The sequence below is a fragment of the Actibacterium sp. genome, assembly GCF_055134745.1.
Genome location: NZ_JBSRVX010000028.1, coordinates 1 through 20,950, shown reverse-complemented (window position 1 = coordinate 20,950; position 20,950 = coordinate 1). Strand labels below are relative to the sequence as shown.

Sequence of the window (20,950 nt, the reverse complement as noted above, 5' to 3'; positions counted from 1 at the left end):
ACGGGTGAGACCGCAGGTGGTGTGCCAGCCCAATTACTGTGGCTGGGCTATTTTCCCCCACAGATCGTATTCCCCGGCCTCGTCCACCTGCACGGTGACGATATCGCCGGGGGCCATCCCGTCGAAACCCTCGTCGACGAACAGGTTTCCGTCGATTTCCGGCGCGTCGGCCATGGTGCGGCAGGTGGCGCCTTCGTCGTCCACGTCGTCTACGATCACCTGCAGCGTCTGGCCGACTTTGGCGGCCAGCTTGGCCTCGGATATCGCCTGGGCCTTGGCCATGAAGCGGTCCCAGCGGTCCTGCTTCACATCACCCGGCACATGATCGGGCAGGGCGTTTGATCGCGCACCTGCGACGTTTTCGTATTGAAAACAGCCGACCCGGTCCAGTTGCGCCTCGTCCATCCAGTCCAGCAGGGTCTGAAACTCGGCCTCGGTCTCGCCGGGATAGCCGACGATGAAGGTGCTGCGCAGGGTGATATCGGGGCAGGTCTGACGCCAGGCGGCGATCTCGTCCAGCGTTCTGGCCGCTGCGGCAGGGCGGGCCATGCGTTTCAGCACATCCGGGTGCGCATGCTGAAACGGGATGTCCAGATAGGGCAGGATCAGCCCGTCCGCCATCAGCGGGATCAGGTCGCGCACATGGGGATAGGGATAGACATAATGCAACCGCACCCAGGCCCCGAGTGACCCCAGATCACGGGCCAGATCGGTGATATGGGCGCGGTGGCCCCGGTCACTGGCATGTTTGATATCGACGCCATAGGCGCTGGTATCCTGACTGATCACCAGCAATTCGCGCACGCCCGCATCGACCAGCTTTTCCGCCTCGCGCAATACCGCATGGGCGGGGCGCGATTGCAGCCGCCCGCGCATGTCGGGGATGATGCAGAACTTGCACTTGTGGTTACAGCCCTCGGATATCTTCAGATAGCTGTAGTGGCGCGGGGTCAGCGTGACGCCACTGGCGGGCAGCAGGTCGATGAACGGATCGGGGCTGGGCGGCACCGCGCCATGCACCGCATCCAGCACCTGTTCGTATTGATGCGGGCCGGTGACGGCCAGCACGCTGGGATGCGCCCCGGTGATATAGTCGGGCTCCGCCCCCAGACAGCCGGTGACGATGACACGGCCGTTTTCGGCCAGCGCCTCGCCTATGGCCGACAGGCTTTCGGCCTTGGCGCTGTCCAGAAAGCCGCAGGTATTCACGATCACCGCATCGGCACCGACATAGTCGGGGCTGATGGCATAGCCTTCGGCGCGCAGGCGGGTCAGGATGCGCTCAGAGTCCACCAGCGCCTTGGGGCAACCAAGGCTGACCATGCCGATGGTCGGCTGGCCGGGGCGGCGCGTGTCGGTGACACGGGCGCGGGCAAGGTCGGGTCGCAGATCGGGCGGGTTCTGTGTCATGCGCGGCCTATAGCGTGGATTTCAGGGCCGGGAAAGCGGCACAATCATTGCCGCAGCCGCCAGCCGGTGCGGAAGATCCACCATACCATGGCCAGGCAGGCGGCCAGAAACAGGCTGACCGCGGCCAGCGACAGGCCCACAGGCACATCGGCCACCCCATAGAACGACCAGCGGAACCCCGAAATCAGATAGAAAACCGGGTTGAAATGCGTCACGGTTGCCCAGAAGGTCGGCAACATCGACGCCGAATAGAACGCGCCGCCCAAAAACACCAGCGGGGTGATCATCAGCAGCGGCACCAGTTGCAGCTGCTCAAAGTTCTTGGCCCAGATGCCGATGATGAACCCCAGCAGGGCAAAGGATATTGCCGTCAATAACAGGAATGCCAGCATCCAGACCGGGTGCAGGATGTGAAGGTCAACGAAAAACGATGACGTGGCCAGGATGATCAGCGCGATCATCACCGCCTTGGTGGCCGCCGCCCCGACATAGCCAATGACGATCTCGATGAACGAGACCGGCGCAGACAGAAGTTCATAGATCGTGCCGATGAATTTCGGAAAATAGATGCCAAAGGAGGCGTTGGCGACCGATTGCTGCAACAGCGTCAGCATGATCAGGCCCGGCACGATGAACGCCCCGTAACTGATGCCCTCGACGGCGTTTATCCGGCTGCCGATGGCCGACCCGAAGACCACGAAATACAGCACCGTGGACAGGACCGGTGACAGGATCGACTGGCCGATCGTGCGAAAGGTGCGTGCCATTTCAAAGATATAGATGGCCTGTATGGATCGCCAGTTCATGCGCTGTCCTCGTCCACAAGTTCCAGAAACACCTGTTCGAGCGAGCTTTGCGAACTGTCAAGGTCGCGCACCGCGATGCCTTCCGCCGCCAGGTCGGCAATCAGGCGCGTGATGCCGGTGCGTTCGGCCTGGGTGTCGTAATCATAAATCAGCGCGCGCCCGTCTTGTGATCGTTTCAGCCCATACTGGATCAAGGATCGGGGTACGATTTCCAGCGGCTTTTGCAGGTCAAGCCGCAATTGCTTGCGGCCCAGTTTGCGCATCAGGTCGGCCTTGTCCTGCACCAGCAGGATGCGGCCCTTGTTGATGATGGCGATGCGATCGGCCATCTCTTCGGCCTCTTCGATGTAATGCGTGGTCAGGATGATTGTAACGCCCTGCGCGCGCAGATCGCGCACCAGTTGCCACATCTCCCGCCGCAATTCGACATCGACGCCGGCGCTGGGTTCGTCCAGGAACAGAACACGCGGGCCATGCGACAGGGCCTTGGCGATCAGAACCCGGCGTTTCATGCCGCCTGACAATTCGCGCGTGGGGCTGTTACGCTTGTCCCATAGCGACAGCGACCGCAGAACCTTTTCGATATAGGCATCGTCGCGGGGTTCACCGAACAGGCCGCGCGACAGGCGCGTGGTGCGTATAACGGTTTCGAACGGTTCCAGCGCGATATCCTGCGGCACCAGCCCGATCATCCGGCGCGCGGCGCGAAAATCGGTGACGATATCTTGCCCGCCTACCGTGACCTTGCCGGATGTGGATGTGACCAGCCCGCAGATGATGGAAATCAGCGTGGTCTTGCCCGCGCCATTGGGGCCCAGCAGAGCCAGAATTTCGCCCTGTTCGATGTCGAGCGAAACGTCGTTCAGGGCAGGTGTGCCGCTGGCATAGGATTTGGTCAGGTTCGATACGGAAATGATCGGCGGCATGGGGTGAATCCGTCTGTTGCGCCCGCTGGGACATAGGCCCGCGGGCGCGTCATTTCCACAATGGGATTATCTTTTGCGGTCGCGCCGGGCGCTCATCGGCTGAAAAGCCACGCCGACATGGGCCTCGCAATAGGGTTTGCCCTGCTGCGTGGACAACCCGCAAAACCAGAAATCGTCCGTCGCCGGATCGCCGATGGGCCATTTGCAGGTGCGTTCGGTCAGTTCCATCAGGGTCAGACGCTTGGCTTTCTTTTCGACCTCGCGCACCGATGCCAGCGTTTCGGGGCTGATCTCATTGGCCGAAGGCTGCGGCGGCAGCGGCTGGCCGGCCGGGATGATCTGGCGGCGGGCGGGCATCTGCACGACCGTCGCAGGCGATTCGGTGGTGGTGGTTTCAGCATCGGCGCGCGGCGCGGGTTGTGCCGCGGCGGCTGGCTCGACCCGAGGGGCAGGTTTTTCCACCGGGGCCGGCTTGGCGGGGGCGCCTGTTGCGCCTGCACGGTTCGACAGGCCCAGCCGGTGAACCTTGCCGATCACGGCATTGCGGGTCACGCCGCCCAGTTCCTTGGCGATCTGGCTGGCAGACTGGCCTTCGGCCCACATTTTCTTAAGCGTCTCGACGCGTTCTTCGGTCCAGGACATGGCATTTCCTTGGCTGACAGCCCCCGGCGGCGGGCCTGCTGGCCCAGTCCCTGCCGATCGCTGTGGGAATTCTGATCAGCCCCTATTCTATTCGGAGCGGCGTATGGGATACAAGCCCGGTGCTTGCAGCCAAAGATGGGGAAAGAGATGGGCGTTTCAACCGGGATGGCCTTCTGATGCTGTCTTATCAGCATATCTATCACGCGGGCAATCTGGCCGATGTGCACAAACATGCGCTTTTGTGCTGGATGCTTGACTATCTGACCCGCAAGAACAAGCCGGTCAGCTATGTCGAGACACATGCGGGACGGGGGCTTTACATGCTGTCCGCGCCCGAAGCGATCAAGACCGGAGAGGCGGCGGCGGGTATTGCCCGGCTGGCAGATCGCTTTGATGCCGCCCATCCCTATGCGCAGCGGATGGCGCAGGTGCGCGCAGCCTATGGCACGGATGCCTATGCCGGATCGCCCTTGTTGGCGGCGATGTCGTTGCGGCCGGGCGATGCGCTGCATCTGGCCGAACTGCATCCGCAGGAATTTGCCGCGTTGCAACAGGCGATGGGTGGATATCGGGCAACCTGTTACCGGCATGACGGGTGCGCGATGGCGCTGTCGATCTGCCCGCCGACCCCGCGCCGGGGGCTGATGCTGATTGATCCCAGTTACGAGATCAAGACAGACTATACCACATTGCCGGTATTTGTCGGCCAGGTCGCGCGCAAGTGGAATGTCGGAATTATCGCATTGTGGTATCCGATCCTGACCAGCGGCGCGCATGTGTCGATGCTGTCCGCGTTGGTGGCGGCCCATCCGGATGCGCTGCGACATGAAATCACGTTTCCACCGGCGCGCGCGGGCCATGGCATGATCGGCAGCGGCATGTTCGTCATCAACCCGCCCTGGGGGTTGGCGGACGAAGCCAAGCGGCTGGCGCGTCTTGTCGGCTAGTGGCAGGTGGACGCCGGATCATTTCCCCATGGAAGAGATGCTGGCAAAGGGATGTGCACGGTCGCTGACGGAAAGAATGGATTTGCGCAGCAGGGCTTCCAGCTGGGCGAATTCGTGTTCGGTCAACCCCGAAAAGATTCGGCGGATGGGTTCGGCCAGATGATCGGCGGCGCGTTCGGTCGCATATCTTCCGGCCGGAGTAATCTTGATGTTTGACCGGCGGGCGTCATTGGCTTCGGTCTCGCGCTCGATAAAGCCGTCTTCGACCAGTGATGCCAGAATCCGGGTCATGTTGGCCCGGCTGGTGCCGGCCAGTTCGCTCAGGTCGCTGGGGGTAACCTGTCCATCGGGGCTTGCCATCAGAAGGCACAGCACCTGGAAGGTCAGTTCGGTCATGCCGGCTTTGCGGAACTCGCCATCGAGAACCTCGCTGACACTGGCAAGGTTCAGGCGCAGCAGACGGATCAGAACCGTTTCGGCGCTGGGCAGGTTCGGCAGAACCCATGCCATCGCCGGAACGCTCCAGTCGATCGCGGCAAGTCTGCTTGCACCTTTCATATGTCTTACCCCCGATCCGGCGTCCGTGTGGCGCGCTGTGGTTTTACACGCCTGCACCTGCAGTGCAACGCGGTCGCACATAGGACATGGCACTGCGTTACCAATCGCGCGGCACAACTGTCACGATCATGCCATCCATCGTATCGGCCAGTTCGATCTGGCAGGCCAGATGATCCTGCGGGCTGATATCGTCACGAAAGCCAAGAATTGCGTCTTCGTTGGAATTGCGGTCTCCGACAACGGCCAGCCAGTTGTCGTCAACCCTGACGTGGCATGTCGCGCATGAGGCAGAGCCGCCGCATTCCGCATCTATGCCTGCGATACCGTGTTCAACCGCTACTTCCATGACAGAGCGACCAGCGCTTGCCTCCAGTTCGGTCTGCACTCCTTCAACATCTATGAAAACGAGGCGCATAGAATCCTTTTCCTTTGTCTGTGTTCTTATCGTGTTGCTGCCGGCGCGGCCCCCTGCGGACAAAGCGGGCAGATTGCCGCGCCGTCCGCAGGCATTGCCGGGTTATTCCAGTTCGTATTTGACTGGCAAGGTCTTGAGGCCGCCCACGAAGTTGGTCCAGGTCCAGCGGGGGTCGCCGTTCAGCTCGAAGCGTTTGACCAGCGGCATCAGCTCCTTGAAGAAGATCTGCAGTTCCAGCCGCGCCAGCGCCATGCCAAGGCAGATATGCGGACCAAAGCCAAAGCCAAGATGGCGATTGGGCTTGCGGTCGATCCGGAACGACCAGGGGTCTTCGAACACGTCTTCGTCACGGTTGGCCGACGGGAAGGCGATCAGAAGGTTGTCGCCAGCCTTGATCTTCTTGCCACGCAGTTCGTAATCGTCCTTGGCGGTCCGGAAGAAGTGTTTGACCGGTGAAACCCAGCGGATCATTTCTTCCACGGCGGCATGGGTCAGGTCGGGGTTGGCTTTCAGCTTGTCCCATTCCTGCGGGTTCTGGATCATGGCCAGCACGCCGCCCGCGCTTGTCGATCCGGTGGTATCGTGGCCGGCACCGGCCAGGGCGACAAAATACATCTGTGCGATGGCCGGGTCGATCGGTTCACCGTTGATCTTGGCATTCGCAATCAGCGAGGCGACATCGTCGGTGGGATTGTCCCGCTTTTCCTTATTCAGCGGCTCGAAGAAATCGAAATATTGAAAGGTTGCCTCGATGATGCCTTCACCCTGGCCGACCTCGGGGTCGGAACCGCCGAAATAGCGCGCAGTGGCATCCATGATCTTGCGTTCGCTTTCGGGGTCATCCTTGATGCCAAGGATCAGCATGATCACCCGCAGCGGATAGGGCGAGGCGATTTCCTTATAGAAATCACAGGCCCCGCCTTTGGCCACCAGATCGCGGACGCTGCGCTTGGCCAGTTCGATGATCTTGGGCGACAGGCCGTGAATGGGGCTGGGCTGGAACCATTCCTGCGCGATCTGGCGATAAACCTTGTGCTCGGGCATATCCATCTGCGAAATCGCGCGCCCGAAATGCGGCTTGCCCCCGGCGGCCTCTTTCATCTTCAGTTCGTATTCGATCGGAAACAGCTTGCTGCGCGGATAGGCCAGAAACTTGTCGGGCTGGCGTTCAACCTCCATGATGTCGGCGTGTTTGGTTATCGTCCAGAACGGGCGATAGCCTTCGGGCGCTGTCCAATGCACGGGATCGTTTGCCCGCATTTGCGTGAACAGGGCGTGTTGCTTGTCCAGATCTCCGTATGTTTTGGGATCGGCGATATCATTGTCGAATTGTTGATCCATGTGGTCTCCTCCCTGAGGTGTGCGGCAGCTTAGGGGAACAGTATCCCAGGCAGCCAAAGTGAAATGACGGGTACAAAAGCGATAAGCATGACCCGAACGATATCGAGCGCAATGAAAGGCACAATACCGGTGATGATCGTCCGCAGACTGACGCCCGGCATGGCCGCCTGAATGATGAACAGGTTCAGCCCGATGGGTGGCGTGATCAGGCCAAGTTCGGTGACGATCACCAACAGGATGCCGAACCATACCGGATCATATCCCAATGCCACGATCACCGGGAAGAACAGCGGAATGGTCAAAAGCACCAGCGCGACGCTTTCCAGCACGCAGCCCAACACGATGTAGATGCCGATGATGATCAGGATCACACCGTAAGAGGGGATTCCGGCCCCGGTGATCATCTGCGTCAAGGTAACATGAATGCCGCTTTGGTTCAGGAATTCGGCAAAACATCCCGCCCCAAGGATGATGGCGAAGATGATCGCGCTCAGCTTGCCGGAATCGATCAGAACCTCGAACATCGCGCGCATGGTGAACCCCCTGCGCGAGGCCGCCAGAACGAAGGCGCCAAAGGCCCCAACGCCCGAGGCCTCGGTCGAGGTCATGAAGCCCCCGTATATGCCGCCCATGACAAGCAGGAACAGAACGATGACGGGCCAGATGCGTATAAGCTTGTGAAACTTTTCACTGGCGCCGCCAGCCCTGCCCACATCTGGGGCGGGCACCAGATGCGGTTTGCGCCAGACCGACAGCTTGATCGCGATGACATAGCCGAGCGCGCCGACGATGCCCGGAATCAGCCCCGCCGCGAACAGCTTGCCAATATGGGTTTGCGTGAAAACGCCATAAGTCAGCAGCAAGATGCTGGGCGGAATCAGAATGCCCAATGTGCCGCCGGCTGCAACGGTGGCCGAGCTCAATTCATCCTTGTATCCAAGCTTGCGCATGGGCGGGATTGCGACCTTGGCCATGGTGGCTGCCGTTGCCGCGCTGGATCCGCAGATCGCACCGAAACCGGCGCAGGAAAACACGGTTGCAATGGCCAGCCCGCCGCGGGTCTTCTTCAGATAGGCTTCGGCGGCAAGAAACAGATCGTCGGCAATGCCGGACCGCGCGACCAGATTTCCCATGAGCACGAACAGGGGAATGGCGCTGAGCGAATAAGAGAACGAGAAGTCCCACAAAACGGTGCCGATCATCCCGATCGTGGCCTTCCAGTTCACGATATAGGCATAGCCCCCGATGCCGGTCATCAGCAGCGCCAGCGCGATCGGCATGCGCAGGATGAGCAGCCCGAACAGAACAAGGAATGACGTCAAGGCGGTGATCATCGGGAAACCCCAGGCGCATCTACGTTGTCGCGGCCGCTTTGGCCTGTGACGGGCGCAATCAGAAATGAAATGGCGGTGACGGCGAATAGCACCCCCAGGAAGCCCGCGAATATCCATAGCGGCAGTGACAGGATCATGGTGGTCTCGTTATATTCGGCAACGTCAGCGGCTTTCTTGAACATCACCCAGCCCAGCAGCAGGAACACGCCAAACCCGGCGATCGCCGTCAGATATCGAAGCCCGGTGTCCAGATGGCCCTTGGCGGGAACAAGTTCGATCGAGATGTTCTCACCCGACCTGGCGATCAGCGGAAATGCGGATGCGATCAGCACAGCCACAAGGATTTCCACGACTTCGCCGCCCCAGACCACTGGGCGATTGAACAGACCCCGTCCGATCACATCGACAAAGACCAGCAGCGTCAGACAGATGATGGCAAGGGCCATCATGATTGTCAGGACGCGTTCGATGATGCGTATGATATGCCGTGCCACGGGATCTGTCCTTTTTGTCAGGTGCCGGTTATTCGCCGCAAGCCGAGCGGATATCGGCCAACACCTTTTCCGGGGTCTCGAGTCCCGCAGCGCGGGCTTTTTCGATCCAGGCGGCTTCAATCGGTGCCAGTGCCTGTTTCAGGGCTGCCGTCAGTTCGGCCGAGGCTTCCTTGACATTGCTGCCTGCCGCCTTCATCGCGTCAAGCGAAACGTTGTCGGATGCGATGTATTTCTCGGCGGTGGCTTGCCCCATCACATCGCCGGAAATGGCGTTGATCGCCTTCTGGTCTTCGGGGCTGATCTGGTTCCATTTGTCTTCGTTCATGATGAACGACAGGATTGCGCCACCGGCGATGCCGCCTTTGACGATCAGACCCTGTTTGATCAGATCAACAAGGTTGAAGCTTTTGATCACCTCGGCCGGGGTCATCGTGCCATCGGCAATGCGCGCCGACAGGATTTCATACATTTCCGAAGCCGGTTTCTGCACAGGAACGATGTCCAGCAATTCAGCCGCCTGCACCATGGTGCCGCCACCGGTGCGGATTTTCAGACCTTTGAAATCTTCGATCGTGTTGATTTCCTTGTCGCCGGTAAAGAACTGCGCCGGAGATGTCTGGAACAGGCTGACGACATGCACGCCCTTGAACTCGTCGAACTTGCCGAGTTGCTCTGGGTAATAGGTATTCAGCAGGTTCACCATTTTCTGTTGCGATCCGCACAGGAACGGCAGTTCGAAGGCCTGGGTCATCACAAAGCGGCCAGGCTTGTAGGCCGCGACGAAGAACGCAAGGTCGGCCTGGCCGTCCGCAACGACATCCAGTTGGGCAGGAACGCTGCCCACAACCTTGGGAAAGGTGGTAAAGGTGACGCGGCCTTCGGTCACACGCTCGACATCTTCAAACCACTGATTGAAGACGCCTTCCAGAAGATGGCCTGGCGGCAGCCAGTTCGAATAGCGTAGTGTCAGAGTTTCGGCCGACAGCGATGGCGCGGAAATTGCCAGGCTGACAAAGGCCCCTGTCATGATCTTTCTAAGTGCATTGACCATAGTCTTTCCTCCCTTTGATACGGACAGGCGATCTGCCATCCGAATTCCGATCCCCGACAGGCCTGTTCCCGGCCTTTACGGGTGATGGTGGTGCTTGGCTGCGATCATACCGATACGACGGCAGCAGTTCGTCACTGCCCTGCCTGGTGGTAACCTCCACCAATCATTGAAGTGCGGGATGTCATTGCGCTGTAAGCCCCCCAATCAAGGCATCCGCCGCGGGCTGTTCAGGGCGCGCCGGATATGGGGTGCCGTTTTCGTGGCATTGCGCAGGCCATAGGCCTTTTCGTGGCTGATGCTGCCCGCCGCGTGCATCAATTCAGGGCTGCATTGCCAGATGCAGACCATCTTGAAGGCGTTGAACGGCCAGTAATGATGGTAATGGTTCGGAGGCGCGCCGGTCAGAGTGGTGCTGTCACGATCACTGGGAAAGCCGGGCCGCCGGTCAATCGGTTTGTCGGAGGTTCCGACATGCCTAACCGGCTCAACAATCTGATGGACAAAATAATCGTCCATCGACGACAGTGATTGGTCGTCCATTTCCCCCCCATTTAAGTCGGCCGGACGTGTCCGGCGGTCGTGCTTTTATTGGCGGAATATTTCTGTCGCCCAGTTGAATAGGTCATTCTGTCCGCGCTTTCAAATACGGTAGTACCGCAGTGTACTATCTGTCAACCGATCTGTTCTGTTTGTTTTGACCATTGGCGGGCCGGATGGATCGTGCTGTTGAGGGGGGGCGCTGCGCACTGTGCCCTATGCGCCGGCGCGGCGGGTATCATGAATTGTCGCCGGAAAGGCTTGCCGCGCTTTCAGGGGGTCTCTATCCATGATGCCATATCAATAGGAGGAAAAAGCATGTTCAAAATCTCCAGCTATCTGGTGCCCAAGGCGGGTATGAAGGTCGAGGCATTTCGCGATTATTGGCTGAATACACATGGGCCGCTTGCAGCCAAGCTGCCCGGGCTGATCAGCTATCATATTTGTTTCATCGACAGCGACGCCGCCCTGACCACGCCCAATGGCGGCAAGGTTGCGGGTTATGCTGTGCTTGAATTCGCCGATGCCGCTGCAATGGCGGCGGCTTTCGCGTCGCCCGAAGGGCAGGCAACTGCGGCAGACATCAAGATTTTTACACAGGAAACGCTGCGGGTCAGCCTGACTGACAACAAGGTGGTCTGACCCGCCGCAGGCTCAGCAATATCGTTCGACCCCGATTATCTGGGTGTCACTGTACCGGTCACCATGGGCAAACCCCACGGGCAGCAGCCGTTCGATTTCGGCGCGGTCCTGATCGGTAAACTGAATATCCTCGGCCCCCAGCCATTCGCGCAGATGCGCGGCGGTTCGGGTGCCGGGGATCGGGATCATGTCATCGCCCTTGTCCAATACCCAGGCCAGCGCGGCGGCGGGCACCCGCCAGCCTCGCGTGGCGCAAAAGGCGCGGAACCCGTCGATGGCGGCCTTGTTATAGCTGAAATTGGGCTGGACGAAACGCGGGCTGGTCTGGCGCCAGTCGTGCGGTTCCATTTTGGTGGGGTCGGGCGAAACCTGCCCCATCATGCCGCGCGCCAGCGGTGAAAACGGCACGAAGGTCACGCCAAGTTCGCGGCAGGTCTGAATCATCCCCAGTTCGGGCTGGCGCGTCCACAGCGAATATTCGCTTTGAACGGCGGCGCAGGGGTGCACCGCATGGGCGCGGCGCAGGGTGCCGGGCGAAACCTCGGACAGGCCATAGGCGTCGATCAGGCCGTCGTCGATCAATCCGGCCAGGGTTTCGATGACCTCCTCGACCGGGCGTTCCTGTTCGCGGCGATGGATGTAATATAATTCCACCTTGTCGCGCCCCAGTTTTTCCAGCGATTTTTCCAGTTCGGACCGGATGTGATCGGCCGAATTGTCATAATGCCGGGGCGGGCCGACATTGATGCCCACCTTGGTGGCAACGACGACCTTGGCACGGGTTTGCGCCAGAAACTTGCCAATCACGCGTTCCGATACGCCCATGCCATAGATGTTGGACGTATCCCAGAAATCAATGCCCGCATCCACGGCGGCCTGCATGCAGTCCAGGCTGGTGTCTTCGTCGGTGCTGCCGAAAAAGCCGGCAAAGCTCATGCAGCCCAGGCCAATGGCGCCGACCATGGGGCCGTTGGCCCCCAGTTTCCGTTTTTGCAATTTGGGTCTCCTGTCTGGTCAGCCGTTAAAGCATTCGGCAAGAAAGCGCCGCATATGCACCCATGAACGGGCATTCGACTGGGGATGATAGACCGCGCCGCGTTCAGGCGCATTCGCGCCTGGATGGGTAAAGGCGTGGCCGGTGCCGCCAAAGGCATGCAATTGCCAATCTGCCTCGCGGGCGGTCAATTCGGCGCACAGCGCCACGGTTTGGTCCGGTGTGGCCAGCGGGTCGTTCCAGCCATGCGCGATCAGGATCGGTGTTTCGATCCTGGTATCGGGCAGGTCGGGCGGGGCGTCGAACACGCCGTGAAAGCTGACGACGCCGCGCAGGCCGCGGTTGAACCGCGCAAGATCCAGCACACATTTGCCGCCAAAGCAGAACCCGATGGCCGCAACAGCTGTCGCATTAGCCAGCGGATGCGCCTTTGCGGCGGCCAGTGCCGCATCCATCCGCGCCAGCAGCAGGGGGCGATCCTTGTTCAGCTCGTTCATGAAAACAACGCTGTCGGCGCGGGTTTCACCGCGCCGGCCCTTGCCGTAAACATCGACGGCAATGCCCAGATAGCCAAGTTCCGCTAAAGCGCGGCCCTTGTCGGTATCGAAATCACGCTGCCCGTCGACATTGGGAAAGATCAGCACAACAGGGCGCGGCCCGGTCTGATCGCTGTCCCAGCTGATTGTGCCCTGGAACGGGCCACCGGGGCCATCATAATCAAAGTGTTCCGTGGTGATCTGTGTCATGCGAATGCAGCCTCCAATGCAATTTCAACCATGTCACCAAAAGACTGTTCCCGGTCCTGCGGCGACAGCGCCCGTTTCGTCAACAGATGGTCGCTGACCGTCAGAACGGCCAACGCGCGACGGTTGTATCGCGCGGCAAGAGTATACAGTTCGGCCGCTTCCATTTCGACGGCAAGAATGCCGTGGCGCACCATCTGTTCATTCAGGTCGGGGCGTTCATCATAAAACACATCCGATGAATAGATGCCGCCGATATGGGCCGGAACCCCCCGGGCCTGTGCTGCATCCGCCGCCGCGCGCAACAATGCGTAATCGGCGCAGGGGGCAAAATTCAGATCGCGCATGATGCCGCGCGATGGCGTTGACAGGCTGCTGGCGGTCATGGCCAGTATAACGTCGCGCAACTGCACCCGATCCTGCATCGCGCCGCAAGATCCGATCCGGATCAGCGTCTTTGCCCCAAAGGCGGTTATCAGTTCGTTCACATAGATCGACAGCGATGGCATGCCCATGCCGGTGCCATGAACCGTGACCGGATTGCCGCGCCAGGTGCCGGTATAGCCCAGCATGCCCCGAACGCTGTTCACGCAGGTGGTATTCTGTAAAAAGGTTTCTGCGGCCCATTTGGCGCGCAGTGGATCCCCCGGCAGCAAGACGGTTTCAGCAATATCGCCCGGTTGTGCGCCGATATGAATGGTCATGCGTGGCTCAGATCGCCAGATCGGACAGCGATTTTCCAGCGGCAAGGGCGGTTTTCACCCAACCCGGCTGGCGGCCGACGCCGCTCCAGGTCTGGCTGGCATCGGCGGGGTTGCGGTATTTCGCGGGCCTGGCCGGTTTCGGCGCCTTGCCCGTGTCGCTTGCCGTCAGTTCTGCCAGTGAAAACCCATAGGCGCGCGCGGCCTGTTCCGCCGCCTGCAACGCCAGTTTCTTTTCTTTCGCGGCTAGACGGTCAAGTGCCTTGTCGATATCGGCACGCAGGGTGATCAAGTCCTGGCGCGACATCGTGTCGAGATCGAATTTCATGGTTTTTCTCCTTGGATACAGGAGAAAAACCATCATTACGGTGGCTTCGCAATGAAAATCGGGCGCCGGAACGGCCTATTCGGCAGCCACAGGGGCAGGATCAACAAGCCCGACGATATCGAACATGATGCGATTCAGCTCAAAATCCTTGGGGGTATAGACGCGTGCGACGCCCATCGCCAGCAGCCGTTGGGCGTCTGGTTCTGGGATGATGCCCCCCACGACCACCGGCACATGGCCCAGCCCGGCGGCGGCCATCCGGTCCATCAGTTCGGCGATAAGGGGCATGTGGCTGCCCGAAAGGATGGAAAGGCCCACAACATGGGCGTCTTCCTCTTGCGCGGCGGTGACAATTTCAGCGGGTGTCAGGCGGATGCCTTCATAGCTGATATCCATGCCGCAGTCGCGTGCGCGGGCCGCAATCTGTTCAGCGCCGTTGGAATGGCCGTCAAGGCCGGGTTTGCCCACCAGAAATTTCAGCCGGCGGCCCAGTTTGTCGGATACCGCATCGACCTGCGCGCGGATGTCTTCCAGACCTTCCGTGCGGTTCGACGGGTTCTTCGATACCCCGGTCGGACCGCGATACTGGCCAAAGGCCGCGCGCACCATATCGCCCCATTCGCCGGTCGTGGCGCCGGCGCGGGCGGCTTCGATCGAGGCGTGCATGATGTTTTCGCCACTGGCGGCGGCCTGTCGCAGCCTGGCAAGGGCGGCCTTGACGGCATCGTTGTCGCGGCTGGCGCGCCAGGCGGTCAGCCGGGCGATCTGGTCGGCCTCGGCATCGGGGTCTGCGACCATGATTGCCTCATCGCCCGCTGTCAGCGGCGAAGGTTCCCCGGCCTGCCAGCGGTTGACGCCGACGACGATGGTTTCTCCGCCCTCGATCCGGGTGATGCGCTCGGCATTGCTTTCGACAAGGCGTGATTTCATATAGTCGATGGCCGCCACCGCGCCGCCCATCCCGTCAATCTGCGCCAGTTCGGCGCGCGCGCCGTCTTTTAGCGCCTCGACCTTGCGGGTCACGGCCGGGTTGCCGTCGAACAGATCGTCATATTCCAGCAGGTCGGATTCATAGGCCAGGATCTGCTGCATCCGCAGCGACCATTGCTGATCCCAGGGGCGGGGCAGGCCAAGGGCCTCGTTCCAGGCGGGCAGTTGCACGGCGCGGGCGCGGGCGTTTTTCGACAAGGTGACGGCCAGCATTTCGATCAGGATGCGATAGACGTTGTTTTCGGGTTGCTGTTCGGTCAGGCCCAGGCTGTTGACCTGCACGCCATACCGGAAGCGGCGGAATTTCGGGTCAGCCACGCCATAACGTTTTTCGCAAATCTCGTCCCACAGCTCGACAAAGGCGCGCATCTTGCACAGCTCGGTCACGAACCGGATGCCTGCATTCACAAAGAACGAAATGCGGCCGACCATTTCGGGGAAGTGTTCGGCGGGCACCTTGTCCTTGAGGTCATCCAGAACGGCGGTGGCCGTGGCCAGCGCAAAGGCCAGTTCCTGCTCCGGTGTGGCGCCGGCCTCTTGCAGGTGATAGGAACAGACGTTCATCGGGTTCCATTTGGGCAGGTGTTCGCGGGTGAAGGCCGCAACATCCGTGATCATCCGCAGGCTGGGCGCGGGCGGACAGATATAGGTGCCGCGCGACAGGTATTCCTTAATGATGTCGTTCTGCACTGTGCCCTGAAGCGCGGTGATATCGGCGCCCTGTTCCTGGGCCACGGCGATATACAATGCCAGCAACCAGGGCGCGGTAGCATTGATCGTCATCGAGGTGTTCATCTGTTCCAGCGGGATATTATCGAACAGCATCCGCATGTCGCCCAGATGGCTGACCGGCACGCCAACCTTACCGACCTCACCCCGTGCCAGTTCATGGTCGGAATCATAGCCCGTCTGCGTGGGCAGGTCGAAGGCCACCGACAGGCCGGTCTGGCCCTTGGCCAGATTGCCGCGATACAGTTCGTTCGATGCTTTTGCGGTGGAATGGCCGGCATAGGTCCGGAACAGCCAGGGGCGGTCTTTTTGCATCTCGGTCATCGGGCCCTCATCTGGTGCGGCAATAATATTGCGTATCATGCGAATTAACTGAAACTATATGCCCATGTCAATTCGCCGCGCTGCGGCAAGTTTGGCTGATTCTATGCGTGCGGCCAATATGCGGTGCATTTTTCATGTGAACAGGCCATGAAATGCCTGTAGAAGCTGTGTATCTGGGCAGATTATGCATTTGAAACGGCAGTTGCTGCCGCCGGGTAAGCACCCTATTCAAGGTTTTGCGCATCCCGCGAGACATAATATTACAAAAGTTACCCAAATTCAGTTGCAATATTTCTTTTCGATCTTTACTTCGGCATGACAAACTAGAATGATTCTGCAACGCAGCGAACATGTGAGACTAGGAGGCTTTGATGGCACGCGATACCGGCACAGATGTTCTGTCTTATGAAGCGCCCGAAAAGGATTTGTATGAAATCGGGGAAATGCCTCCGATGGGCTATGTACCCAAGAAAATGTATGCTTGGACGATCCGGCGCGAACGTCATGGCGAGCCAGACAAATCGTTTCAGGTCGAAGTGGTCGAGCCGCCCGCGATCGACAGCCACGAGGTGCTGGTCCTGGTCATGGCGGCCGGCGTTAACTATAACGGCGTCTGGGCCGGGCTTGGCGTTCCGATCAGCCCCTTTGATGTGCATGGTGCCGATTTCCACGTTGCCGGTTCCGATGCCTCTGGCATCATCTGGGCCGTGGGTGACAAGGTGAAACGCTGGAAGGTCGGCGACGAGGTCGTGATTCACTGCAATCAGGACGATGGCGACGACGAGGAATGCAACGGTGGCGATCCGATGTTCTCGCCCAGCCAGCGGATCTGGGGCTATGAAACCCCCGACGGATCATTCGCACAGTTCACCCGCGTCCAGGCGCAGCAGCTTATGCCGCGCCCCAAGCACCTGACCTGGGAAGAAAGTGCGTGTTACACGCTGACGCTGGCGACTGCCTATCGTATGTTGTTCGGGCATGAACCGCATGATCTGAAGCCGGGGCAGCACGTTCTGGTCTGGGGTGCGTCGGGTGGTCTGGGTTCTTTTGCGATTCAGTTGATCAATACGGCTGGCGCCCATGCGATCGGGGTGATTTCCGACGAATCCAAGCGTGATTTCGTGATGGGTCTGGGCGCGCGTGGCGTGATCAACCGCAAGGATTTCAAATGCTGGGGCCAGATGCCCAAGGTGAACAGCCCCGAATACAAGGAATGGTTCACCGAGGCCCGCAAATTCGGCAAGGCCATCTGGGACATCACCGGCAAGGGCAACAATGTCGACATGGTCTTTGAACATCCGGGCGAGGCGACCTTTCCCGTTTCGGTTTTCGTGGTGAAAAAAGGCGGAATGGTCGTGATCTGTGCGGGCACGTCGGGGTTCAACCTGACGATGGATGCGCGCTATTTGTGGATGCATCAGAAACGGGTGCAGGGCAGCCACTTCGCGCATCTGAAGCAGGCCGCTGCGGCAAACAAGCTGATGGTCGAACGCCGCATCGACCCCTGCATGTCGGAAGTGTTCCCTTGGGCCGAAATTCCCACCGCGCATGTCAAGATGATGCGCAATGAACACAAGCCCGGCAATATGGCCGTGCTGGTTCAGGCGCCGCGCACAGGGTTGCGCACCCTGGAAGACGTGCTGGAGGCCGGGCCAACCGTCTGATCCTGCTGATTTGATTTCAAAGCCCCCTGTCGCAGCTGCGCGGGGGGCTTTTCTTATGGCTGCAGAAAAGGCTTTCAATACAAAATATACACGGTAAGGTTGTGTCTGGACCAATGACAATGATCCAAAGGCGAAGACAAAATGCCCAATGAGTGGATAATCGAGGTTCTGACCGACCTCAGAAGTTTTGCCAGACAGAATGGAATGCTGTCGCTGGCAAGTGAACTGGACGCTACGCTGACGGTGGCGCGGCGCGATCTGGCAGGTCCGGGGGCGGCCACACATGCAGGTGCCGAAGGCAGGCCGGTGCGCGGTTTGGGGCGCCCCTAGAAACGGGCTGGCGCAGCGGCGGGACGGGCTATAGGGTCGCGGCATGTCCAGCACTGCCCTGCAATTTTCCGATGATCAGGCCGAGGCCTTTGACCGCATGGCCGACGCCTTGCGCGGTGTCGGCATTGATCTTGACGCGGGCCTGCTGACCCCGCGCAGCGAGGACACCCCACAGCGGGTTCTGGCTGTGATCGGCAAGGCCGGTTCGGGCAAGACGATGCTGTTGGCCCATTTGTACCAGTCCCTGCAAGATGCGGGGGGCGAGGTGGTGTCAGGCGATTATGAAGGCCGCCGCCGCAAGGATCGCCGCACGCTGGCGATTCTGGCTCCGACAAACAAGGCCGCCAGCGTGCTGCGCGGGCGCGGCGTGCCCGCGACCACGATTCACCGCATTCTGTATACGCCGGTCTATGATCCGGAATATGAAAAGATCGCCGAATGGCTGGCGGGAAATGGCGACCGCCCCACGGTCGAAGGGTTGACCGACGTGGCGCTGGACCGGGCCTTTGCCTATTACCAGGTGAACAAGTCGATCCCGGGTGCGCTGGCCTCGGCAGGGTTGAAGGGGTCTGATTTCATCAAGGGCTGGAAACGGCGGGAAGAGCCGCTGGATGTGGGGTTGGTGGATGAGGCCTCGATGCTGGATGCCCGGCAGTTCGAAGACCTTCAGGAAATTTTCCCGACGCTGCTGATCTTTGGCGACCCCGCGCAGCTTGCGCCGGTCAACCAGTCGGGCCAGATGGTGTTCGACGGGCTGGACGACAGCCGCAAGCTGATCCTGCATCGCATCCATCGGCAAACGCAGGACAACCCGATTCTTGATCTGGCGCATGCGCTGGCCGATCCCGAAATCGGATTCGAGGCGTTTGAAAACATGGTCGCCGAAATCGCGGCGCGGGACGACAGGGTGGTGATGGCCGAACGGGTTGAATCGGACCTGATGGCGCGCAGCCCGGTGCTGGTCTGGCGCAATGCCACGCGGGTGCGCCTGATCACCGCGTTTCGCGCGGCATACGGCGCACCCGACGATGATCTGTTGCCGGGCGAGCCACTGATTTGCGACGGGATCGAGCTACCGCTCAAACACCGCAAGAAACGGATCGACCTGGAAGCGCGCGGCCTGATCAAGGGCGCGCAGGTCATCTATCTGGGGTCCGGCGCACGTGGCGGATTCGCGCGGCTGCATGTGCTTGGCGCCGAAGAGCCACAGGTATCGGTGGCCTCGATCATCAAGATCGAACTGCCCGATCAGGAAGAGCCGTTCATCCCGCAAGCGGCCAGTATGGGCGCGGCATTTCTGCATGGTGCAGCCGTTACCATCCACAAGGCGCAGGGCAGCCAATGGGAAAATGTGCAGGTCTTCGCGCCCGATCTTTTCGCCGCCGCCCGGATGGGGCGGGTCGAGGCGGGCCAGCCTCTCTGGAAGCGACTGGCCTATGTCGCGATCACCCGGGCCGAACACCGCCTGTTCTGGGTGGTGCGCAACAGGCTGGCCAAGCCCACTATGCCGCTGTCTGTGGATGATCTGACTGTGGTGCGCGCGCCGCTGACCTTGACCTCCGCCCACGACGAATAGGCGAGGCGTATCTCAGCCGCGGATATAGCGAAACAGCGCCGAAGCGGCCCATCCTGCGATCGCGGCCAGCACGATGGCCAGCAGGCCATAAATCAGCGGCTGATCCTGCGCCAGATTGAACAGCAGGCGTTCCAGCCCGACCTTGGAAACGTTGATGCTGGTCTGATAGCGGTCGACGATCTGGCCTTCGCGCAACAAGAAGATGCGCGTGGTATAAGTTCCTTCGGTCAGGTTCGCAGGCAGGGCGATGGCGGCACGAAACAGGGTGTCTTGCTGCAACGTGACGCCGGCATCATCCTGGGTATACTGGCCTTTGCCCATGCGGATACGGATCAGCGCATCGGTAAAGGGTATCGCATCTGGTGTGCTGAAAAACACACCCACGCCGCGGATCATCTGATGCATGGAAATGCGCAATTGCCGGTCATCGGCAGCGTTCAGGATCTGTGACAGGGGGGCTGTCGATTCGACGGCATAAAAACTGGGCGCGGTGCTGATCGGGACGGCCTGGGTATTGACCCATATCCCCATTCGGCGGCTTTTGCGCCGCACCGTGACGGGTTCCTGCGGGCCTGCGACCGTCACGATGACATCCAGCGCCGAGTCGGCCGGTATCGGTGCTTCGCGCTGCACCGCGCCGAACACCAGAATTTCCGAGCCTTGAAAATCGGTTGTGATGGCGACCTGCGCCTGGCTGAGAGCGGCAACGACCTTTTCGCTTGCCTGTGCGCAAAGGGGGGTCAGCAAGGCCAGCGCTATCGCCAGTATCCGCATCAGAACGCCCCCGTTGCCACCGAATACAGCTCTTTTGGGGGCAGCAGCAGGTCGAATGCCAGTTTCAGACAAACTGTCAGCACCAGCAGCGCCAGCAATACGCGCAACTGTTCGGCCTTCAGTTTCAACCCGATCTGCGTGCCGATCTGCGCGCCGACAACGCCCCCCAACAGCAACAGCAACGCAAGGGCGATATCGACAGTGTGATTGGTGAGCGCGTGCATCAGCGTGGTGAACGCGGTCACGAAAATGATCTGGAACAGCGATGTGCCAACCACCACCTTGGTTGGCATATTGAGGATATAAATCATCGCCGGCACCATGATGAACCCACCGCCCACGCCCATGATGGCGGCCAGAACGCCCACGGCCATGCCCACTCCCAGCGGCGGCAGAACCGAAATATACAGCCCCGATGTGCGGAACTTCATCTTCAGCGGCAGCGCATCGACCCATCCGCGTTGACGCCGGGGTTTTCGGATGGTGCCGCCCTTTGACCGGCGCAGGCTGCGCAGGCTTTCGACCAGCATCAACGCACCGATCACGCCCAGGAAGATGACATAACACAGGTTGACCAGCAGATCGACCTGCCCATCCGGGCCAGCAGGTTGAAGATATAAATGCCAATCCCGGATCCAACCAACCCGCCAGCCAGAAGAACCGATCCCATCTTCAGATCGACCGTCTTTCGTCG

General features: G+C 60.3%; 22 protein-coding genes and 1 pseudogene. 5 read left to right on the top strand and 18 right to left on the bottom strand.

Annotated features, from left to right (window positions below; translation table 11 throughout):
- Positions 1 to 33 precede the first annotated feature (33 nt).
- The 4 genes from rimO to ACTCHC_RS06415 form a co-directional block, all read right to left on the bottom strand.
- A complete protein-coding gene (gene rimO / locus ACTCHC_RS06430; protein WP_463021653.1) occupies positions 34 to 1,410 on the bottom strand; it encodes a 30S ribosomal protein S12 methylthiotransferase RimO in 1,377 nt (458 codons plus the stop codon).
- Between the two features lie 44 nt (positions 1,411 to 1,454).
- Positions 1,455 to 2,216, bottom strand: a complete 762-nt coding sequence (locus ACTCHC_RS06425) for an ABC transporter permease (protein ID WP_463021652.1) — start codon at positions 2,214 to 2,216, stop codon at positions 1,455 to 1,457.
- On the bottom strand, positions 2,213 to 3,142 hold the full coding sequence (locus ACTCHC_RS06420) for an ABC transporter ATP-binding protein (RefSeq protein ID WP_463021651.1): 930 nt from the start codon (positions 3,140 to 3,142) through the stop codon (positions 2,213 to 2,215). Before ACTCHC_RS06420 ends, ACTCHC_RS06425 begins: the two co-directional genes overlap by 4 nt.
- Before the next feature lie 66 nt (positions 3,143 to 3,208).
- Entirely contained in the window at positions 3,209 to 3,784 is a 576-nt protein-coding gene (locus ACTCHC_RS06415) for a GcrA family cell cycle regulator (RefSeq protein WP_463021650.1), read from the bottom strand.
- A 176-nt stretch (positions 3,785 to 3,960) separates the two neighbouring features.
- Here ACTCHC_RS06415 and ACTCHC_RS06410 point away from each other — a divergent pair, with 176 nt between their 5' ends.
- Positions 3,961 to 4,731, top strand: a complete 771-nt coding sequence (locus ACTCHC_RS06410) for a 23S rRNA (adenine(2030)-N(6))-methyltransferase RlmJ (RefSeq protein ID WP_463021649.1) — start codon at positions 3,961 to 3,963, stop codon at positions 4,729 to 4,731.
- A gap of 18 nt (positions 4,732 to 4,749) precedes the next feature.
- Here the strand turns inward: ACTCHC_RS06410 and ACTCHC_RS06405 are convergent, their stop codons facing one another.
- The 7 genes from ACTCHC_RS06405 to ACTCHC_RS06375 form a co-directional block, all read right to left on the bottom strand.
- On the bottom strand, positions 4,750 to 5,289 hold the full coding sequence (locus ACTCHC_RS06405) for a MarR family winged helix-turn-helix transcriptional regulator (protein WP_463021648.1): 540 nt from the start codon (positions 5,287 to 5,289) through the stop codon (positions 4,750 to 4,752).
- 97 nt (positions 5,290 to 5,386) lie between these two features.
- Positions 5,387 to 5,704, bottom strand: a complete 318-nt coding sequence (locus ACTCHC_RS06400; RefSeq protein ID WP_463021647.1) for a 2Fe-2S iron-sulfur cluster-binding protein — start codon at positions 5,702 to 5,704, stop codon at positions 5,387 to 5,389.
- A 102-nt stretch (positions 5,705 to 5,806) separates the two neighbouring features.
- On the bottom strand, positions 5,807 to 7,045 hold the full coding sequence (locus tag ACTCHC_RS06395; protein ID WP_463021646.1) for a cytochrome P450: 1,239 nt from the start codon (positions 7,043 to 7,045) through the stop codon (positions 5,807 to 5,809).
- A gap of 29 nt (positions 7,046 to 7,074) precedes the next feature.
- A complete protein-coding gene (locus ACTCHC_RS06390; RefSeq protein ID WP_463021645.1) occupies positions 7,075 to 8,379 on the bottom strand; it encodes a TRAP transporter large permease in 1,305 nt (434 codons plus the stop codon).
- Positions 8,376 to 8,873: a TRAP transporter small permease gene (locus ACTCHC_RS06385; protein ID WP_463021644.1), complete on the bottom strand. Its 498-nt coding sequence runs from the start codon at positions 8,871 to 8,873 to the stop codon at positions 8,376 to 8,378. Before ACTCHC_RS06385 ends, ACTCHC_RS06390 begins: the two co-directional genes overlap by 4 nt.
- Before the next feature lie 28 nt (positions 8,874 to 8,901).
- Positions 8,902 to 9,924, bottom strand: coding sequence for a TRAP transporter substrate-binding protein (locus tag ACTCHC_RS06380; RefSeq protein WP_463021643.1), 1,023 nt, complete (start codon positions 9,922 to 9,924; stop codon positions 8,902 to 8,904).
- A 204-nt stretch (positions 9,925 to 10,128) separates the two neighbouring features.
- A complete protein-coding gene (locus ACTCHC_RS06375) occupies positions 10,129 to 10,464 on the bottom strand; it encodes a hypothetical protein (protein ID WP_463021642.1) in 336 nt (111 codons plus the stop codon).
- A 315-nt stretch (positions 10,465 to 10,779) separates the two neighbouring features.
- Between ACTCHC_RS06375 and ACTCHC_RS06370 the strand changes: the two genes are divergently transcribed.
- Positions 10,780 to 11,103 (top strand): EthD family reductase, encoded by a 324-nt coding sequence (locus ACTCHC_RS06370; RefSeq protein ID WP_463021641.1) that lies wholly within the window; start codon positions 10,780 to 10,782, stop codon positions 11,101 to 11,103.
- 12 nt (positions 11,104 to 11,115) lie between these two features.
- On the opposite strand, the gene ACTCHC_RS06365 is transcribed toward ACTCHC_RS06370, so the two are convergent.
- From ACTCHC_RS06365 to ACTCHC_RS06345, 5 genes are all read right to left on the bottom strand, one after another.
- Positions 11,116 to 12,099: an aldo/keto reductase gene (locus ACTCHC_RS06365; protein WP_463021640.1), complete on the bottom strand. Its 984-nt coding sequence runs from the start codon at positions 12,097 to 12,099 to the stop codon at positions 11,116 to 11,118.
- Positions 12,100 to 12,117: 18 nt separating this feature from the next.
- The gene (locus tag ACTCHC_RS06360) at positions 12,118 to 12,843 is read right to left on the bottom strand and encodes a dienelactone hydrolase family protein (protein WP_463021639.1); all 726 of its coding nucleotides are present in this window, start codon (positions 12,841 to 12,843) and stop codon (positions 12,118 to 12,120) included.
- On the bottom strand, positions 12,840 to 13,544 hold the full coding sequence (gene deoD / locus ACTCHC_RS06355; protein ID WP_463021638.1) for a purine-nucleoside phosphorylase: 705 nt from the start codon (positions 13,542 to 13,544) through the stop codon (positions 12,840 to 12,842). Before deoD ends, ACTCHC_RS06360 begins: the two co-directional genes overlap by 4 nt.
- Positions 13,545 to 13,551: 7 nt before the next feature.
- Positions 13,552 to 13,869, bottom strand: a complete 318-nt coding sequence (locus ACTCHC_RS06350; RefSeq protein WP_463021637.1) for an H-NS histone family protein — start codon at positions 13,867 to 13,869, stop codon at positions 13,552 to 13,554.
- Positions 13,870 to 13,944: 75 nt separating this feature from the next.
- Positions 13,945 to 15,912: a methylmalonyl-CoA mutase family protein gene (locus tag ACTCHC_RS06345; protein ID WP_463021636.1), complete on the bottom strand. Its 1,968-nt coding sequence runs from the start codon at positions 15,910 to 15,912 to the stop codon at positions 13,945 to 13,947.
- A 371-nt stretch (positions 15,913 to 16,283) separates the two neighbouring features.
- Here ACTCHC_RS06345 and ccrA point away from each other — a divergent pair, with 371 nt between their 5' ends.
- The 3 genes from ccrA to ACTCHC_RS06330 all read left to right on the top strand — a co-directional run bounded on the left by ccrA (position 16,284) and on the right by ACTCHC_RS06330 (position 19,482).
- Positions 16,284 to 17,576 carry a crotonyl-CoA carboxylase/reductase gene (ccrA, locus tag ACTCHC_RS06340; protein ID WP_463021635.1) on the top strand — a complete coding sequence of 431 codons (1,293 nt, stop codon included), beginning with the start codon at positions 16,284 to 16,286 and terminating at the stop codon, positions 17,574 to 17,576.
- A 141-nt stretch (positions 17,577 to 17,717) separates the two neighbouring features.
- Positions 17,718 to 17,906, top strand: coding sequence for a hypothetical protein (locus ACTCHC_RS06335; protein WP_463021634.1), 189 nt, complete (start codon positions 17,718 to 17,720; stop codon positions 17,904 to 17,906).
- 43 nt (positions 17,907 to 17,949) lie between these two features.
- Positions 17,950 to 19,482: an ATP-dependent DNA helicase gene (locus ACTCHC_RS06330; protein WP_463021633.1), complete on the top strand. Its 1,533-nt coding sequence runs from the start codon at positions 17,950 to 17,952 to the stop codon at positions 19,480 to 19,482.
- A 12-nt stretch (positions 19,483 to 19,494) separates the two neighbouring features.
- Here ACTCHC_RS06330 and ACTCHC_RS06325 read toward each other — a convergent pair whose 3' ends face one another.
- Positions 19,495 to 20,256, bottom strand: a complete 762-nt coding sequence (locus tag ACTCHC_RS06325; RefSeq protein WP_463021632.1) for a TIGR02186 family protein — start codon at positions 20,254 to 20,256, stop codon at positions 19,495 to 19,497.
- Positions 20,256 to 20,950: pseudogene (locus ACTCHC_RS06320) on the bottom strand (sulfite exporter TauE/SafE family protein); the annotation flags it as partial. The gene ACTCHC_RS06325 and the pseudogene ACTCHC_RS06320, both read right to left, overlap by 1 nt.

Excerpts from the sequence above, each read along its gene's own strand:
- rimO (WP_463021653.1), bottom strand. The coding sequence starts at position 1,410 with ATGACACAGAACCCGCCCGATCTGCGACCCGACCTTGCCCGCGCCCGT.
- ACTCHC_RS06425 (WP_463021652.1), bottom strand. The coding sequence starts at position 2,216 with ATGAACTGGCGATCCATACAGGCCATCTATATCTTTGAAATGGCACGC.
- ACTCHC_RS06420 (WP_463021651.1), bottom strand. The coding sequence starts at position 3,142 with ATGCCGCCGATCATTTCCGTATCGAACCTGACCAAATCCTATGCCAGC.
- ACTCHC_RS06415 (WP_463021650.1), bottom strand. The coding sequence starts at position 3,784 with ATGTCCTGGACCGAAGAACGCGTCGAGACGCTTAAGAAAATGTGGGCC.
- ACTCHC_RS06410 (WP_463021649.1), top strand. The coding sequence starts at position 3,961 with ATGCTGTCTTATCAGCATATCTATCACGCGGGCAATCTGGCCGATGTG.
- ACTCHC_RS06405 (WP_463021648.1), bottom strand. The coding sequence starts at position 5,289 with ATGAAAGGTGCAAGCAGACTTGCCGCGATCGACTGGAGCGTTCCGGCG.
- ACTCHC_RS06400 (WP_463021647.1), bottom strand. The coding sequence starts at position 5,704 with ATGCGCCTCGTTTTCATAGATGTTGAAGGAGTGCAGACCGAACTGGAG.
- ACTCHC_RS06395 (WP_463021646.1), bottom strand. The coding sequence starts at position 7,045 with ATGGATCAACAATTCGACAATGATATCGCCGATCCCAAAACATACGGA.
- ACTCHC_RS06390 (WP_463021645.1), bottom strand. The coding sequence starts at position 8,379 with ATGATCACCGCCTTGACGTCATTCCTTGTTCTGTTCGGGCTGCTCATC.
- ACTCHC_RS06380 (WP_463021643.1), bottom strand. The coding sequence starts at position 9,924 with ATGGTCAATGCACTTAGAAAGATCATGACAGGGGCCTTTGTCAGCCTG.
- ACTCHC_RS06375 (WP_463021642.1), bottom strand. The coding sequence starts at position 10,464 with ATGGACGACCAATCACTGTCGTCGATGGACGATTATTTTGTCCATCAG.
- ACTCHC_RS06370 (WP_463021641.1), top strand. The coding sequence starts at position 10,780 with ATGTTCAAAATCTCCAGCTATCTGGTGCCCAAGGCGGGTATGAAGGTC.
- ACTCHC_RS06360 (WP_463021639.1), bottom strand. The coding sequence starts at position 12,843 with ATGACACAGATCACCACGGAACACTTTGATTATGATGGCCCCGGTGGC.
- deoD (WP_463021638.1), bottom strand. The coding sequence starts at position 13,544 with ATGACCATTCATATCGGCGCACAACCGGGCGATATTGCTGAAACCGTC.
- ACTCHC_RS06350 (WP_463021637.1), bottom strand. The coding sequence starts at position 13,869 with ATGAAATTCGATCTCGACACGATGTCGCGCCAGGACTTGATCACCCTG.
- ACTCHC_RS06345 (WP_463021636.1), bottom strand. The coding sequence starts at position 15,912 with ATGACCGAGATGCAAAAAGACCGCCCCTGGCTGTTCCGGACCTATGCC.
- ccrA (WP_463021635.1), top strand. The coding sequence starts at position 16,284 with ATGGCACGCGATACCGGCACAGATGTTCTGTCTTATGAAGCGCCCGAA.
- ACTCHC_RS06335 (WP_463021634.1), top strand. The coding sequence starts at position 17,718 with ATGCCCAATGAGTGGATAATCGAGGTTCTGACCGACCTCAGAAGTTTT.
- ACTCHC_RS06330 (WP_463021633.1), top strand. The coding sequence starts at position 17,950 with ATGTCCAGCACTGCCCTGCAATTTTCCGATGATCAGGCCGAGGCCTTT.
- ACTCHC_RS06325 (WP_463021632.1), bottom strand. The coding sequence starts at position 20,256 with ATGCGGATACTGGCGATAGCGCTGGCCTTGCTGACCCCCCTTTGCGCA.